Consider the following 15,764-nt stretch of genomic DNA (forward strand, 5'->3'; position numbering starts at 1 on the left):
GGTGTTCCAGTCTGAAGTATCACCGTCCGGTGAGGGGTGGTCTGTTCCGTGCCGTTGCGTCTGATCCATGCGCAGTCTCAAGCCCTGTGGTTCACTTCTTACATGATCAAATCGGAAAAGATAAATCACCAACTGCAACGTCTGGTTGAAACGTGCGACTGGCGCTTTGCCGTCGGCCTTCGCGTAAGATTCAATCACCCCACTTTGCTCTATCAGACCTATCCCGCTGCATGGGTCGAATTCTATGCGCAGAACGGCCTGCTGTTCTTCGATCCGACGGTCCGGTGGGCGATGACGCATACGGGCACGATCACCTGGGCAGAGCTCGAGCCCGGTGATACTGCGGGCGTCTTCCGCCAGGCGCGGGAGTATGGCTTGGCACACGGCATCGCCGTTTCGGTGGGCGATGGACCGATGCGGTCGATGGGCTTCTTCACCCATGCCAATCGACCTATCACCAAGGAAGAGACTGCCGTCGCGCTTGATGTCGTGAAGACCCTTCATGACCTGACCGACGGCGTACCGGATCTCCCGGCGGAGCGGATCGCCGCGCTTCAGGCGCTTGGCGACGGTCTGAGCCAAGATAGCGCCTGACGCCATTCGGGCGCTCGAACCCTGATCGACACACAGCCGACTTTTATCCCGGCGCGCCAAGGCCGGGTTGAAGGACGGACCGTCTTTATTGTGCAGGGCCTCTCCCATGTCACAAAAACACAGCATTCCGACCGACAAAAAACAATCCCCGGCGCTGCATTTGACGTGACGGAATGCGCTACCAGTGCGGCGGCCGCTCGTCCGCCAGCGGAAGCGTCCCACCGGTTGCCTCGCGTTCGGCTTCGCGCTCCATCAGCATCTGCACCCGGCGATTGAGCCGGTCGATCTCGACCGCTTGCCTTGCGACCACCTCGGACAGGTCGTCGACCGAGCGGATCAGATGGGCGATGCGTTCCTCGAACTGGGTAATGTCGGTCATGGCGATCTCCTGACTCACCCTCGCACAGGCCCGGACTGCCTTCAACGGCAGGCGCTTAGCTTGCTCCGCCGCGCCCTATCGGCTAAGGCAGCGCCGGACCAAGCCAGAGGAAAAGATCATGGCGGACGGAAAATCCCCGCGCCGGCCACGGGCCGAGACGCCGAAGGGCTTCCGCGACTATTTCGGCGCCGAGGTGACCGAGCGGAAGGCGATGCTGGACAGGATCGCCGCCGTCTATCACCGCCACGGCTTCGATCCGCTGGAAACCTCCGCCGTCGAGACGGTCGAGGCGCTTGGCAAGTTCCTGCCCGACGTGGATCGCCCGAACGAGGGCGTCTTCGCCTGGCAGGATGAGGACCAGGACTGGCTCGCGCTGCGCTACGACCTGACGGCGCCCCTGGCCCGCGTCGCCGCCCAGTTCCGCAACGACCTGCCCTCACCCTATCGCCGCTACGCCATGGGTCCGGTCTGGCGCAACGAAAAGCCGGGGCCGGGCCGGTTCCGCCAGTTTTATCAATGCGATGCCGATACGGTGGGCGCCCCCTCGGTCGCCGCCGATGCCGAGATCTGCGCGATGCTGGCCGATGCACTGGAAGAGGTCGGGCTTAGAGGCGACTACGTTATAAGGATCAATAACCGCAAGGTCTTGAACGGGGTGATGGAGGTCGCGGGCATCCTCGACCCGGCCGATCCCGAAAAGTTCGCCCATGAACGCGGCATCGTGCTCCGCGCCATCGACAAGCTCGATCGGCTGGGCCCGGACGGCGTGCGCGCGCTGTTGGGGGCGGGCCGCAAGGATGAAAGCGGAGACTTCACCAAAGGCGCCGGGCTTTCAGAAAGCCAGGTCGCGCGCATTATGCTTTTTGTGGATGCACCCGCTACCATCGACAACAAGCTCGATAGGCTCGGCGAAAAGTTTGCGGCAGACGAGACTATGACGACCGAGGAAATGCTTTCTTTCGTTGGCATTGTAGCAGCTGCGGCCGGGCGAACTGCAGTATCTCGCGCGCACCAATCGAGATCCCCGGGTGCACTTAGGAATGCTGCCACCGTTAGTGTCCTGCGCGACATCGTGTCTGGCTCGGCAGCGGGAAACGAGGGCGTCGACGAACTCATCCAGATTGCGCTCCTTCTTGAAGACATGGGCTACATGTCTGATCGCATTCGGGTCGACCCTTCAGTCGTCCGGGGCCTCGGCTACTACACCGGCCCCGTCTTCGAGGCGGAGCTGACTTTCGAGATCCTCGACGAGAAAGGTCGCAAGCGGCAATTCGGTTCGGTCGCGGGCGGCGGGCGCTACGATGATCTGGTCAAGCGCTTCACCGGCCAGTCGGTGCCGGCGACCGGCGTTTCCATCGGCGTCGATCGCCTGCTTGCCGCGCTGCGCGCGAAGGGGCGCACCAGCGCCGATACGACCGGCCCCGTCGTCGTGACCGTGATGGACCGCGACCGGATGGCCGACTACATGGCGATGGTGAACGACCTGCGCCGTGCCGGCATCCGGGCCGAGGTCTATCTCGGCAACCCGAAGAACTTCGGCAACCAGCTCAAATACGCCGACAAGCGCGCCGCGCCGGTCGCCGTCATCCAGGGCGGCAACGAGGCCGAGAAGGGCACCGTGATCCTCAAGGACCTGATCCTCGGCGCGAAGCTGGCCGAGGAAGCGACGCTCGAGGAATGGAAGGCCCGCCCCGCGCAGGTCGAAGTGCCGCGCGACCAGCTGGTCGCGGCGGTGCGCGAGATGATCGGTCCATGACCCGCACCGGTCTGGCAGCGCGACGCGCGACCGGCCCGCGGGGTGGGTGCGTCGCAAGACGCGCCCGCCCCGGGGGGGCGGGTCGGGCGCGTGTCGCGCGTTCCGCGCTCCGGCGCCACACCTCCACGGTCAGGCTCGACGGGGCTGCATCATGACCGCCCCCCGCGCCACCGAGCGCGCCGAGGCAGAGCGCCTGTTCACCGCCTTCCTCGACGCGGGCGCCGAGCCGGTCGAGACCGACATCCTTCAGCCCGCCGACATCCTGCTCGACCTCTACGGCGAGGACATCCGCGCCCGCGCCTATGTCACGCAGGACCCGCTGCGTGGTGAGATGATGCTGCGTCCCGATTTCACCGTGCCCGTCGTGCAGATGCACATGGCGCAGAACCGGGAACCCGCGCGCTACGCCTATCGCGGCGAGGTCTTCCGAAAGCAGGACACGCCCACCGAGGCACGGGCGAGCGAATACCTTCAGGTCGGGTTCGAGCTTTTCGCCAGACAGAACCCGGTCGAGGCCGATGCCGAGGTCTTCGCCCTGTTTGCCCGGCTGCTGGCGCCGCTGGATCTTCGCCCGGTTACTGGCGACCTGGGCATCATCCTTGCCGCGATCCGCGGACTGAAGACATCTGACCGCCGCAAGGCGGCGCTGACCCGCCATGTCTGGCGCCCCCGCCGTTTCCGCGCGCTGCTCGACCGCTTCTCGGGCCGCACGCCCCTGCCGGAGGCCCGCGCCCGCCTGCTTGACCGGCTCGCCTCGGACAGCCCCGAGGCGCTGATCGATGCCGCCGGCCCCTTCGTCGGCCTGCGCGCGCCCGAGGAAGTCGCGGCTCGCGCCCGGGCACTGATCGAGGATGCAGACACGCCCCCGATCTCGGCCACCGAAGCTGGCATTCTCGACGATCTCCTGTCGCTGGAAGGTTCGGCCCCGGTCGCCCTCTCCCATTTGCGCGACATCACCGTGGATCTGCCCGCGATCGGCCCAGCCGTGGACCGGTTTGCAGACCGCCTCGTCGCGCTTGAAAGACAGGGGGTCGCGACCGGCAGCTTGCCCTTCGAGGCCAGCCACGGCCGTACGACGCTGGAATACTACGACGGCTTCGTCTTCAGCTTCCTTGCCGACCTGCCCGGCTGGCCCCCCGTCGCCTCGGGCGGCCGCTACGATGCGCTGACCTCGGTTCTGGGACAGGGGCGCGAGATTCCGGCAGTGGGCGGCGTGATCCGCCCCGCCCTCGTCGCCGCGCTGAAAGGGGGCAAGCCTTGACGCTCAAGATAGGCGTGCCCTCGAAGGGCCGGCTCATGGACAAGACCTTCGACTGGTTCGGCACGCGGGGGCTGATCATGCGTCGCGCCGGCACCGAGCGGGAGTATTCCGGCGCCGTCGATGGCATCGAAGGCGTCGACCTCGTGCTTTTGTCCGCCGGCGAGATTCCCCGCGAGCTGGCCGCCGGGCGCATCCATCTCGGCGTCACCGGATCGGACCTGATCCGCGACAAGCTTGCCGACTGGCCATCACAGGTTGCCGAACTGGCCCGGCTCGGCTTCGGCCATGCCGACCTCATCATTGCCGTTCCAATGGCCTGGATCGACGTCGACACGCTTGATGACCTCGACGCCGCGGCGGCGGCCTTCCGCGCTACCCATGGCCATCGCCTGCGGATCGCGACCAAGTATCACCGCCTCGTCCGCGATTTTCTGACCGAGCAGGGCATAGCCGACTATCAGCTCGTCGACAGCCAGGGGGCGACCGAGGGGACCGTCAAGAATCTGACTGCCGAGGCAATCGCCGACATCACCTCGACCGGCGAGACGCTGCGGGCCAACCACCTCAAGATCCTGTCCGACGGCCTGGTCCACAGTTCCGAGGCGACTCTCTATGCCGCCCGCCATGCCGAATGGCTTGTTGCGGAGCGGCAGGCGCTGGAACGTATTGCCAGCTGCCTTGGGCTTGAGGTTCCCGTTGGTCTCTGACCAATCAGCCTGGCGCCAGGCGACGCTTTCGCTCGGCAGGATCGTGACTGGACCAGCACCATGCCAACAGCGAGCCAGACGGCAGCCCCTTTCTTGACTATTCCAGTCGGATTAGCCAGAAGGGTCGGCAGGCTCTCGGCCGTGAGGACTGCACCCATGAACACCCCGGCACATCCGGATCGCCATGCCGGCCACGGCTCCGAGGCGCCTCGTCCGCTCGGGAATCTTGATCGGGGGTTCACTGGCCATGTTCACCACATCAGCGCGAACCATGACACAGGTGCCCTGCCCCCCGAGGAGCTGGAGCGCAGACTGATCGAACTCGGCTTCGTCGAAGGGGCCAGGGTGCGCATCCTGCACGAAGGTCTGTTCGGACGAGACCCGATCGCGGTGCAGGTCAACGGGGCGACCGTTGCGTTGCGGCGGCGAGAGGCGATGGCGATCCTCGTCTCCTGATCCGACATGACCCTGCCCGCCTCCCGCCCGCGCTTTGCCATTGCCGGCCCACCCAACTGCGGCAAGACGGCACTTTTCAACGCGCTGACTGGCAGCCGCCAGAAGGTCGCGAATTATTCGGGCGTGACGGTCGAACGGAAGACCGGCATCGCCCGCCTGGCTTCCGGCGCCGAGATCAACCTTGTCGACCTGCCTGGCACGCATTCGCTTCGGGCCCGCAGCCCGGATGAAGAAGTCACCCGCGACGTGATCCTTGGCCGGCGCCCGGGCGAGCCCGTGCCGGACCTGCTGATCGCGGTCGTCGATGCCTCATCGCCCAAGACCGGGCTTCGGCTGGCGATGGAACTGGTCACGGTCGGGCTGCCGATGATCGTCGTCTTCAACATGATCGACATCGCCCGCCATCGCGGGATCGAGATCGATACAGCGGCAATGCAGGACAAGCTCGGTGTGCCGGTGGTTACCGCCAATTCCGTTCGCAAGGGCGGACTCGATGCCCTGCTGGCGCAATTGCAGGCGACGCTGGACGAAGGGGTTCCGCCCGCAAGTGAGAACTTGTGGAGTCCACCCTCGGCCTCGGACCTGCGCCAAAGCCACCGCGAGGCGGACCGGCTGATCGCCCGCGCCATCACGCTGCCGCCCGAACCCGACACGCTGACCCACCGCATCGACAAGGTGCTGCTGCATCCCGTGCTCGGCCTTGTCTGTCTGCTGGTGATCCTGTTCCTGATGTTCCAGGCGGTGTTCAGCTGGGCGCAACCCGCGATGGACCTGATCGACACCGCCTTTGCCGCGCTTGGCAGCGCAATCTCCACCCATCTTCCCGACGGTATCCTGCGCTCGTTCCTGCTGGATGCGGTGATCGCCGGCGTCGGCGGGGTGATCATCTTCCTGCCGCAAATCCTTGTGCTGTTCCTGTTCATCCTGCTTCTGGAAGACCTCGGCTACATGGCCCGCGCGGCCTTCCTGATGGACCGCATCATGGGCGGGGCCGGGCTGCATGGCCGCGCCTTCATCCCGCTCCTGTCGTCCTTTGCCTGCGCCGTACCGGGGATCATGTCGGCCAGGGTCATCGAGAACCGACGCGATCGGCTGACAACGATCCTTGTGGCACCGCTGATGACCTGTTCGGCGCGGATCCCGGTCTATACGCTCATCATCGCCGCCTTCATTCCTGCGCGACCGGTCTTCGGGGTGCTGAACCTCCAGGGTCTGGTGATGTTCGCGCTGTACGTCGCCGGAATTGCCTCGGCACTGGCAGTCTCTTTCGCCGCCAAGATGCTGGTCTGGCGCCATACGCCAAGCCCGCCCTTCATGCTCGATCTCCCGGACTACAAGATGCCGCGGCCGAAATCGGTGGCGATCGGCCTCTGGCAGCGGGCGCGCGCCTTCCTGCGGCGTGCAGGCACGACGATCTTCGCAATGACCGTATTGATCTGGGTGCTGGCAACACTGCCCGGTGCACCTCCCGACGCGACCGAGCCTGCAATCTACTATTCTTTCGCCGCGAAACTCGGTCACCTGATCGAACCGATCCTCTCCCCGATCGGCTTCAACTGGCAGATCTCGGTAGCGCTGATCCCCGGCATGGCGGCGCGCGAAATCGCCGTCTCGGGCCTGGCAACGGTCTATGCGGTGGGAGGGGATGGCGCCAATCTCGGCTCTGTCCTTGCCCATAACTGGAGCCTCGCGACCGCGCTGTCGCTGCTGGTCTGGTACATCTTCGCCCCGCAATGCATCTCGACCCTCGCCGTTATCCGGCGAGAGACCGGTGGCCAGCGCTGGATGTGGGCCACCTTCGCCTACATGTTCGCGCTCGCCTGGATCGGGTCGTTCCTGATCTACAACGGCGCCGTTGCCATGGGTTGGGGTTGAACCGACGATTTTTCTGCGAGAAATCAGGCTCTGCCCCAGCCAGCATGCCAGATTTTTCGCAGAAAAATCGTCTCCGCGCCGAATCTAGATCTCTTCGACTGCCCGCACACCCGAGATCGCCCTGAGCGCCCCCCGCACCTGCGGCGTGACCGGCAGGCCCTGCGGCAGTTCCAGGTCGATCTCCTCACCGGTATCGGGATCGGCGACACAGATCATGACGGTGCCGCGCGCGCGAGCGGAGTCGGTCTTGACCCGTTCGAACAGCGCCGCGACCGAGGCCGCCGCCTCGACCCGGTCCAGATGGATGCGCAGGCCGGCCGCACCGCCCGCCTCGGCCGCCACCTGATCGATCGGCTGCACCGCGCGGGCCAGTAGCTTCAGAGTCTCGCCCTCCAGCGTTGCCTCGACCGTCAGCACCACATTCCGCCCGGGCTCCAGGTGATCGCGCGCCGCCTCAAGCACGTCGGAAAAGATCGTGACTTCGTAAAGCCCGGTCGGATCGGACAGTTGCGCGAAGGCAAAGCGGTTGCCCTTGGCCGACTTCCGCTCCTGCCGGCCCGAGACTGATCCGGCGATCTTGGCAACCAGCGGCCCGCGCTCGGCAGCAGCCGCAACCTCGGTCAGCGTCCGCACATCTCGGCGCTTCAGGCTCGACAAGTAGTCGTCCAGCGGATGGCCTGACAGGTAGAAGCCGATCGCCTTGTGTTCCTCGGCCAGCCGCTCGACCGGCAGCCAGTCGTCCCGGTTCGCCAGCCGCGGCTCGGGCAGGTCAGCGCCGGCCTCGCCGAAGAGCGACACCTGCGCCGAACCCTGCGCCTCGTGGATCGCCGCCGAATAGGCCACCAGCGCATCCAGCGCCTCGAAGACCCGCGCCCGGTTTCGGTCGAGCACGTCGAACGCCCCCGCCCGCGCCAGCATTTCCAGCGACCGCTTGCCCACCCGTTTCAGATCCACACGCCGCGCCACGTCAAAGAGATTGACGAAGGGTTTGTCCCCGCGCGCCTCGACGATCATCCGCATCGCCTCGACGCCAACGTTCTTCAGCGCCCCGAGCGCATAGACCACTGCCCCGTCCTTGACCGAGAAGGTCGCCTGCGAGGCGTTGACGCAGGGCGCGACGGTGCGGATGCCCAGCTTGTCGATCTCGCGTTTGTACACGGCCAGCTTGTCGGTCAGGTGGATATCGCAGTTCATGACCGCCGCCATGAACTCGACCGGGTGGTTCGCCTTCAGCCAGGCGGTCTGGTAGCTGACCACGGCATAGGCCGCCGCGTGCGACTTGTTGAAGCCATAGTTGGCGAACTTCTCGAGCAGGTCGAAGACCTCACCCGATTTCTTCGCATCGATGCCGTGGGTTTTCGTGCAACCCTCGATGAACTTCGGGCGCTCCTTGGCCATTTCCTCGGCGATCTTCTTGCCCATGGCGCGGCGCAGCAGGTCGGCACCGCCGAGCGAATAGCCCGCCATGACCTGCGCGATCTGCATCACCTGTTCCTGGTAGACGATGATGCCCTGCGTTTCGGCCAGGATGTGGTCGATCGTCGGATGGATCGACTCGATCTCCCTGAGCCCGTTCTTCACCTCGCAATAGGTCGGGATGTTCTCCATCGGGCCGGGGCGGTACAGCGCCACCAGCGCCACGATGTCCTCGATGCAAGTTGGCTTCATGCGCCGCAGCGCATCCATCATCCCCGAGCTTTCGACCTGGAATACCGCCACCGTCTTGGCCGCCGCGTAAAGCTCGTAGCTTGGCTTGTCGTCGAGCGGGATATGCCCGATGTCATCGACCGCCTCGGGCTTCGGGTCATAGAGCCGACGCCCATCCGCCGCCTCGTGCAGATGCCGCCCCCCGGCCTTGATGAGGTCAATGGCGTTCTGGATCACGGTCAGTGTCTTGAGCCCAAGGAAGTCGAACTTCACCAGCCCCGCCGCCTCGACCCATTTCATGTTGAACTGCGTCGCGGGCATGTCCGAGCGCGGATCCTGGTACAGCGGCACCAGTTCGTCCAGCGGCCGGTCGCCGATCACCACCCCCGCGGCGTGGGTCGAGGCATTGCGCAAAAGCCCCTCGATCTGCTCGGCATAGGTCAGAAGGCGGCCCACGACCTCTTCCTTTGCCGCCTCGCGCAGGCGCGGCTCGTCGGCCAAAGCCTTGGTGATCGAGACGGGCTTCACTCCCTCGACAGGGATCAGCTTCGACAGCCGGTCGACCTGCCCGTAGGACATCTGGAGCACCCGACCGACGTCGCGCACCGCCGCCTTCGACAGAAGCGCGCCGAAGGTGATGATCTGCCCGACCTTCTCGCGCCCGTAGCGCTCCTGCACATAGCGGATCACCTCTTCCCGCCGGTCCATGCAGAAGTCGATGTCGAAGTCCGGCATGCTGACCCGCTCGGGGTTCAGGAAGCGTTCGAACAGCAGCGAATAGCGCAGGGGGTCAAGATCAGTGATGGTCAAGGCATAGGCCACCAGACTGCCGGCGCCCGACCCCCGGCCGGGGCCGACCGGGATGCCGTGCGCCTTGGCCCATTTGATGAAGTCGGCCACGATCAGGAAGTAGCCGGGGAACCCCATCTGCTCGATGATGCCCAGCTCGAAGGCCAGCCGGTCCTCGTACTCCTGAACACTGACCGCATGGGGGATGACCGCCAGCCGTGCCCGAAGCCCTTCCCAGGCTTGGCGGCGCAATTCCTCCACCTCGTCATCGGCGAATTTCGGCAGGATCGGCTTGCGTTTCTTCGCGGCATAGGCGCAGCGCCGGGCGATCTCGACGGTATTCTCAAGCGCCTCGGGCAGGTCGGCGAAGAGCGCGCACATTTCGGCTTCGGACTTGAAGTAGTGCTGCGGCGTCAGCCGCCGGCGCGGCGCCTGCTGGTCGACATAGGCGCCCTCGGCGATGCAGATCATCGCGTCATGCGCCTCGAACATTTCCGATTTCGGGAAATAGACGTCGTTCGTCGCCACCAGCGGCAGGCCCAGCTCATAGGCCAGCGTCACCAGCCCCGGCTCAGTCGCCCGCTCGGCCTCGGTCGTCAGCCCGCCCTCGCCCGGATGGCGCTGCAACTCGACATAGAGCCGGTCCGGCCAGATCGCCGCCATGCGTTGCAGCAGCGCCCGCGCCTTCGCCTCCTGCCCGGCCTGCAGAAACCGCCCGACCGGCCCCTCTGCCCCGCCTGTCAGGCAGATCAGCCCGTCGGCATGCGCCTGCAACTCGTCAATCGTCACCTGAGGAAGCTGCCCACCCTTGTCGATGTAGAGGCAGGAGTTCAGCTTCATCAGGTTCATGTAGCCCGCCTCGGACTGGGCGAGCAGCACGATCGGCGCCGGCGGGCGCGGCTTTTCCCCCGGCGCTTGCGCCTCGTAGGCGACCGAGACCTGGCAGCCGACGATCGGCTGCACCCCGGCCCCCGTCGCGGTCACCGAGAATTCCAGCGCGGCGAACATGTTGTTGGTGTCGGTCACCGCAACCGCCGGCATCGACGCCGCCTCGCAGAGCTTGACCAGCTTCTTCACCGGCACCGCGCCTTCCAGCAGCGAATACTCGGTATGGACCCTCAGATGGATGAATCGCGGCGCGTCGGTCATGGCGCACAGCCTAACGACCGGGCATGGCACCGCAAGGCCCGCTCCGCTTTTCGGCAAAAGGCGAAAGTGACATTGGCAAAGCCGGAAAGGTTCCGCTTGCGTTGTGGGCAGGGCGCGGCATTTGATGAAGATATGGGCATCAAGGGCGCGCGCCCCGCTTTACGCCGCATCGGGCGGGCGCGCATCGGCCCCGGGCGAAGAGAAGGCGGCAGGTTTGCACATGGCTGAGACAGCGTTTCTCTTGAACGGAACGCCGGTTCGCATCGCGGATGAACCCTCGACGCGCACCCTCCTCGACTGGCTGCGCGAAACACGCGGCCTGACGGGCACCAAGGAAGGCTGCAACGAGGGCGACTGCGGCGCCTGTACCGTCATGGTCAGCGACGAAGCGGGAACGCGAGCGCTCAACGCCTGCATCCTGTTCCTCCCCCAGCTGCACGGCAAGGCCGTCCGCACGGTCGAGGGGCTGACGGCCCCCGATGGCACGCTCCACCCCGTCCAGCAGGCGATGGTTGACCATCACGGCTCGCAATGCGGTTTCTGCACTCCGGGCTTCGTCATGGCGATGGCGACCGGCCACCTGAACCACCGCACCGACCATGACGACGTGCTCGCCGGGAACCTCTGCCGCTGCACCGGCTACGCCCCGATCATCCGTGCGGCCGAGGCCGCCGCTGATGTGCCCGTCCCGGACTGGCTCAAACAGGAAACCGACCCCGGCTTCTTCTTGGCCAAAATACCCTCGGGGGAAGCGGCCGGAATGGCCGCGCGGGGGGCAGACAGCTCCACGTCCGACGCCTTCCGCCCCTCAACGACCGACGAACTGGCGCGCTGGTACGCAGCCAACCCGAATGCGACCCTGATCGCCGGGGCGACCGATGTCGGCCTCTGGGTGACCAAGGCGCTGATGGACCTCGCCCCTGTCGCCTTCCTGAACGGGATCACTGAGCTGAAGCGGATCGAGACGACCGGGACCGAGATCCGGATCGGCGCAGGCGTCACGGTCAGCGACCTGCTTGAGGCGATGAAAGGCCCGCATCCCGACTTCGCCGAGCTTCTCCGCCGCTATGCCTCGGTGCAGGTCCGCAACGCCGCGACCATAGGCGGCAACATCGCCAATGGCTCGCCGATCGGCGACGGCCCGCCCGCGCTGATCGCGCTCGGCGCCACGCTCCACCTCCGCAAGGGCGACAGCCGCCGCTCGATCCCGCTGGAGGATTTCTTCCTCGACTACCGCAAGCAGGACCGCCAGCCGGGCGAATTCGTCGAGGCCGTCAGCATCCCGGCCACGGCCCCCGCCCTGCGCTGCTACAAGCTGTCCAAGCGCTTCGACCAGGACATCTCGGCTGTGTGCGGCTGCTTCAACGTCACGACCGAAGCCGGTCTCGTTTCGTCTGCGCGCATCGCTTTCGGCGGCATGGCAGGCATCCCGAAGCGGGCGACAACGGTCGAGCAGGCGCTGATCGGCAAGCCGCTCGACCGCAGCACAGCCGAGGCGGTAAAGCCGCTCTTTGCACAGGACTTCACGCCGATGACCGACATGCGCGCATCGGCCGGCTATCGGCTGGAGGCGGCAGGGAACATGCTTGTCCGCTACGCCCTCGAGCTTTCCCACCAGACGCCCCGGATCCTTGACCTCGACCCGCTGGAGGTGCGCGCATGAGCCTGGGCAAACCCCTTCCGCATGATTCCGGGCCGCTGCATGTCACCGGGACCGCGCGCTATGTCGATGACATCCCGACGCCAGCCGGCACGCTGCACCTCGCCTTCGGCCTCTCGCCGGTGGCGCATGGCCGCATCCGCGCGCTCGACCTGTCCGCCGTCCGCTCTTCGCCCGGCGTCGTCGGCGTCTGGTCGGCCGAGGATTTCGATCCTATGCCCGACTGCTCGCCCTCGGCCGAGGATGAGCCGCTACTCGCCACCGGCACGGTGCACTACGTCGGCCAGCAGGTGTTCCTCGTCGCCGCCGAAAGCCACCTTGCCGCCCGCAAGGCGGTGAAGAAGGCGAAGTATGACATCGAGGAACTTCCGGCCCTTCTGACCGTGGATCAGGCGCTCGCTGCGAACAGCCGCTTCGAATCCGGGCCCAGCATCTGGACCCGCGGCGATGCCGCCGGGGCGCTTGCAAAATCCCCGCATGTCGTCGAAGGCCGGATGGAGGTTGGCGGGCAGGAGCATTTCTACCTCGAAGGCCAGGTCGCCCTCGCCCTGCCACTCGAGAATGGCGACATGCTCGTCCATGCCTCGTCGCAGCACCCGACCGAGATCCAGCACAAGGTCGCCCACGCGCTGCATCTGCCGATGAGCGCGGTGCGGGTCGAGGTGCGCCGCATGGGCGGCGGCTTCGGCGGCAAGGAAAGCCAGGGCAACGCGCTGGCCGTTGCCTGCGCGATTGCCGCCGCGCGCACCGGGCGGCCCTGCAAGCTGCGCTACGACCGCGATGACGACATGGTCATCACCGGCAAACGCCACGACCTCGCCATCGGTTACAAGGCGGGCTTCGACGATACCGGCAAGCTGACCGGGATCGAGTTCCTGCATCTCTTCCGCTGCGGCTGGAGCCAGGACCTGTCGCTGCCCGTCGCCGACCGGGCGATGCTGCATGCCGACAACGCCTACTGGCTGCCGCATGTCCGGATCGAAAGCCACCGGCTGAAAACCAACACCCAGTCCGCCACCGCCTATCGCGGCTTCGGCGGGCCGCAGGGGATCATCGGCATCGAGCGGGTGATGGACCACATCGCCCATGCGCTGAAGAAGGATCCGCTCGAGGTCCGCCGGGTGAACTTCTACCGCGAGAACGACGTCGTTGAGGGCCCCGGTCACGGCCACCGCTATGGCGGCCCGCATTCGCCGAAAGCCGAAGAGCTCCAGCCGCAGACGACGCCCTACCTGATGCCGATCGAGGATTTCATCGGCCATGCCATGACGGCGAAGCTTGCCGAGACCTCGGGCTACACTGCGCGCCGCGAGGCGATCCGGGAGTGGAACAAGACCAGCCCGGTTCTCAAGCGTGGCATCTCGATGGTGCCGGTGAAGTTCGGCATTTCCTTCACGCTGACATGGCTCAACCAGGCGGGTGCCTTGGTGCATGTCTATCAGGACGGCTCGATCCGCATGAACCACGGCGGGACCGAGATGGGACAGGGCCTGTTCCAGAAGATCGCGCAGGTAGCGGCCGGCGTCTTCGGCGTCGATGCCGGGATGGTCAAGATCACCGCGACCGATACGGCGCTGGTGCCCAATACCTCGGCCACCGCGGCCTCGTCGGGCGCCGACATGAACGGCATGGCGATCAAGATCGCCTGCGAGACGATCAAGGAGCGAATGGCCGCGCATCTGGCGGAGAAGCACCAGGCCGATCCTACGCAGGTCCGCTTCGCAGATGGCCGGGTGCAGGTGGGCGGTGCCGATTACAGCTTTGCCGAGGTCGCGGCGATGGCCTACCAGTCGCGCATCTCGCTCTCCTCGACCGGCTACTACAAGACACCGAAGATCACCTGGGACCGGGTCAAGGGGCAGGGTCGCCCCTTCCTGTACTTCGCCTATGGTGCGGCGGTGACCGAGGTGGTGATCGACACGCTGACCGGCGAGAACCGCATTCTGCGGACCGACATCCTGCATGACACCGGCCACAGCCTGAACCCGGCCATCGACATTGGCCAGGTCGAGGGCGCCTATGTGCAGGGCGCGGGCTGGCTCACAACCGAGGAACTGGTCTGGGATGACAAGGGGCGGCTCCGCACCCATGCGCCGTCAACCTACAAGATCCCGGCCTGTTCCGACCGACCGCGCGTCTTCAACGTCGCGCTCTGGGACCGCCCGAACCGCGAGGATACCGTCGGCCGTTCCAAGGCCGTAGGCGAGCCGCCCTTCAACCTTGGCATCTCAGCGTTCCTCGCCCTGTCCGACGCGGTTGCGGCCTGCGGCGACGGGTCGATCTATCCCGATCTCGATGCCCCGGCGACGGCCGAGCGCATCCTGATGGCGGTCAAGCGGCAGCGCGGCGATGTTTGACCTGGTTGCCCTTCGCGCCGCCGTTGCGGCCCATGGCCGCGTGGTGCGGGTGGTGATCGCCGCGGTGCTGGGCTCCTCCCCGCGCGAAGTCGGCGCCTCGATGCTGGTTTGGCCGGGCGGTAGCGCAGGCACCATCGGTGGCGGTGCGCTGGAATGGGAGGCGACTCAGCGCGCGCTGGCGATGCTGCCGGAGGGCGGTCATCGCCTTGACCATGAGGCGCTCGGGCCGCGGCTCGGTCAGTGCTGTGGCGGCTCCGTCACGGTGTTGACGGAGGTCCATGACGCCACGACGCTTCCCGCGCTGGAGGGCGAGACGGTGATCGCACGTGCCGTGGATGGCCGGCCGATGCCGCTGGCCGTCAAGCGCCTGCTGGCCAAGGCCAGGGGCGAAGGCGTTGCACCCGAGCCCGCGCTTGTTCAGGGCTGGATGATCGAACCGGTTGCGCAGCCCACCCGCCAGCTCTGGATCTGGGGGGCCGGCCATGTCGGGCGAGCGCTGGTGTCCGTCTTCACGCCGCTGCCGGACTTCGCCGTCACCTGGATCGACGTCGCCGCCGATCGTTTTCCACCTCTGGTCCCTGAAGGTGTCCGGGCCATTCCGGCAGCCGATCCGGCCGTTCTGGCCGATCATGCCCCTCGCGAGGCTGAGCACCTGATCCTCACCTATTCCCATGCCCTGGATCTGGAACTCTGCCACCGCCTGCTTCTTCGTGGCTTCGCTGGCTGCGGGCTGATCGGCTCGGCCACGAAATGGGCGCGGTTCCGAGGCCGTCTTGCCGCGCTTGGACATTCGCCGCAGGCGATCTCGCAGATTGTATGTCCGATCGGCGACCGCACCCTTGGCAAACATCCGCAGGCTATTGCCCTGGGCGTTGGAGTGGCCCTGATCAAGGGTGGTTTGCAGCGCCGCTCGGAGACCGAGACGCGCGACGCGGTTTAGCCCTTCGTAGCCGAATCAGACCACACGGTGCGCGACCGCAGATTCATCAATCCGCGACAGTTCCGCCGATTGGTTCCTGCCTGTATCCGGCCATAGCTTTGCCGCATTGCCGCCCCAATCCCGCCCCGGAAACACCCTGTTTCGTGTTCGTGGCCGGTTCGGGGCGGCAGCCTTGACCGTGCCACGAGCCAAAT

Annotated in this window: 11 protein-coding genes; 9 read left to right on the forward strand and 2 right to left on the reverse strand. The window is 66.2% G+C overall.

Going from position 1 to position 15,764, the window contains the following annotated elements; translation table 11 throughout:
• Positions 1–102 precede the first annotated feature (102 nt).
• Entirely contained in the window at positions 103–594 is a 492-nt protein-coding gene (locus L0V05_RS17115; protein WP_234872641.1) for an autoinducer binding domain-containing protein, read from the forward strand.
• 178 nt (positions 595–772) lie between these two features.
• Here L0V05_RS17115 and L0V05_RS17120 read toward each other — a convergent pair whose 3' ends face one another.
• Positions 773–973: a SlyX family protein gene (locus L0V05_RS17120; RefSeq protein WP_234872643.1), complete on the reverse strand. Its 201-nt coding sequence runs from the start codon at positions 971–973 to the stop codon at positions 773–775.
• Positions 974–1,091: 118 nt separating this feature from the next.
• Between L0V05_RS17120 and hisS the strand changes: the two genes are divergently transcribed.
• The 5 genes from hisS (at position 1,092) to feoB (ending at position 7,028) form a co-directional block, all read left to right on the forward strand.
• Complete coding sequence (gene hisS, locus L0V05_RS17125; protein WP_234872645.1) at positions 1,092–2,729, forward strand: histidine--tRNA ligase; 1,638 nt, start codon at positions 1,092–1,094, stop codon at positions 2,727–2,729.
• A 151-nt stretch (positions 2,730–2,880) separates the two neighbouring features.
• Entirely contained in the window at positions 2,881–3,990 is a 1,110-nt protein-coding gene (locus L0V05_RS17130) for an ATP phosphoribosyltransferase regulatory subunit (protein WP_234872647.1), read from the forward strand.
• Complete coding sequence (hisG, locus tag L0V05_RS17135) at positions 3,987–4,697, forward strand: ATP phosphoribosyltransferase (RefSeq protein ID WP_234872649.1); 711 nt, start codon at positions 3,987–3,989, stop codon at positions 4,695–4,697. Before L0V05_RS17130 ends, hisG begins: the two co-directional genes overlap by 4 nt.
• Positions 4,698–4,853: 156 nt before the next feature.
• The gene (locus L0V05_RS17140; RefSeq protein ID WP_234872651.1) at positions 4,854–5,153 is read left to right on the forward strand and encodes a FeoA family protein; all 300 of its coding nucleotides are present in this window, start codon (positions 4,854–4,856) and stop codon (positions 5,151–5,153) included.
• A 6-nt stretch (positions 5,154–5,159) separates the two neighbouring features.
• Positions 5,160–7,028: a ferrous iron transport protein B gene (gene feoB / locus L0V05_RS17145; protein WP_234872653.1), complete on the forward strand. Its 1,869-nt coding sequence runs from the start codon at positions 5,160–5,162 to the stop codon at positions 7,026–7,028.
• Between the two features lie 84 nt (positions 7,029–7,112).
• Here feoB and dnaE read toward each other — a convergent pair whose 3' ends face one another.
• Positions 7,113–10,613, reverse strand: coding sequence for a DNA polymerase III subunit alpha (gene dnaE / locus L0V05_RS17150; protein ID WP_234872655.1), 3,501 nt, complete (start codon positions 10,611–10,613; stop codon positions 7,113–7,115).
• A gap of 220 nt (positions 10,614–10,833) precedes the next feature.
• Between dnaE and xdhA the strand changes: the two genes are divergently transcribed.
• The 3 genes from xdhA to xdhC are packed head-to-tail and all read left to right on the forward strand — an operon-like array spanning position 10,834 to position 15,570.
• A complete protein-coding gene (xdhA, locus tag L0V05_RS17155; protein WP_234872657.1) occupies positions 10,834–12,276 on the forward strand; it encodes a xanthine dehydrogenase small subunit in 1,443 nt (480 codons plus the stop codon).
• Complete coding sequence (xdhB, locus tag L0V05_RS17160) at positions 12,273–14,630, forward strand: xanthine dehydrogenase molybdopterin binding subunit (RefSeq protein WP_234872659.1); 2,358 nt, start codon at positions 12,273–12,275, stop codon at positions 14,628–14,630. The genes xdhA and xdhB overlap by 4 nt, the downstream gene beginning before the upstream one ends.
• Entirely contained in the window at positions 14,623–15,570 is a 948-nt protein-coding gene (gene xdhC, locus L0V05_RS17165; RefSeq protein ID WP_234872661.1) for a xanthine dehydrogenase accessory protein XdhC, read from the forward strand. Before xdhB ends, xdhC begins: the two co-directional genes overlap by 8 nt.
• Positions 15,571–15,764: the final 194 nt, after the last annotated feature.

The sequence above is a fragment of the Alitabrizicola rongguiensis genome (assembly GCF_021491355.1).
In the GTDB taxonomy this organism is placed as follows: Bacteria; Pseudomonadota; Alphaproteobacteria; order Rhodobacterales; family Rhodobacteraceae; genus Aliitabrizicola; species Aliitabrizicola rongguiensis.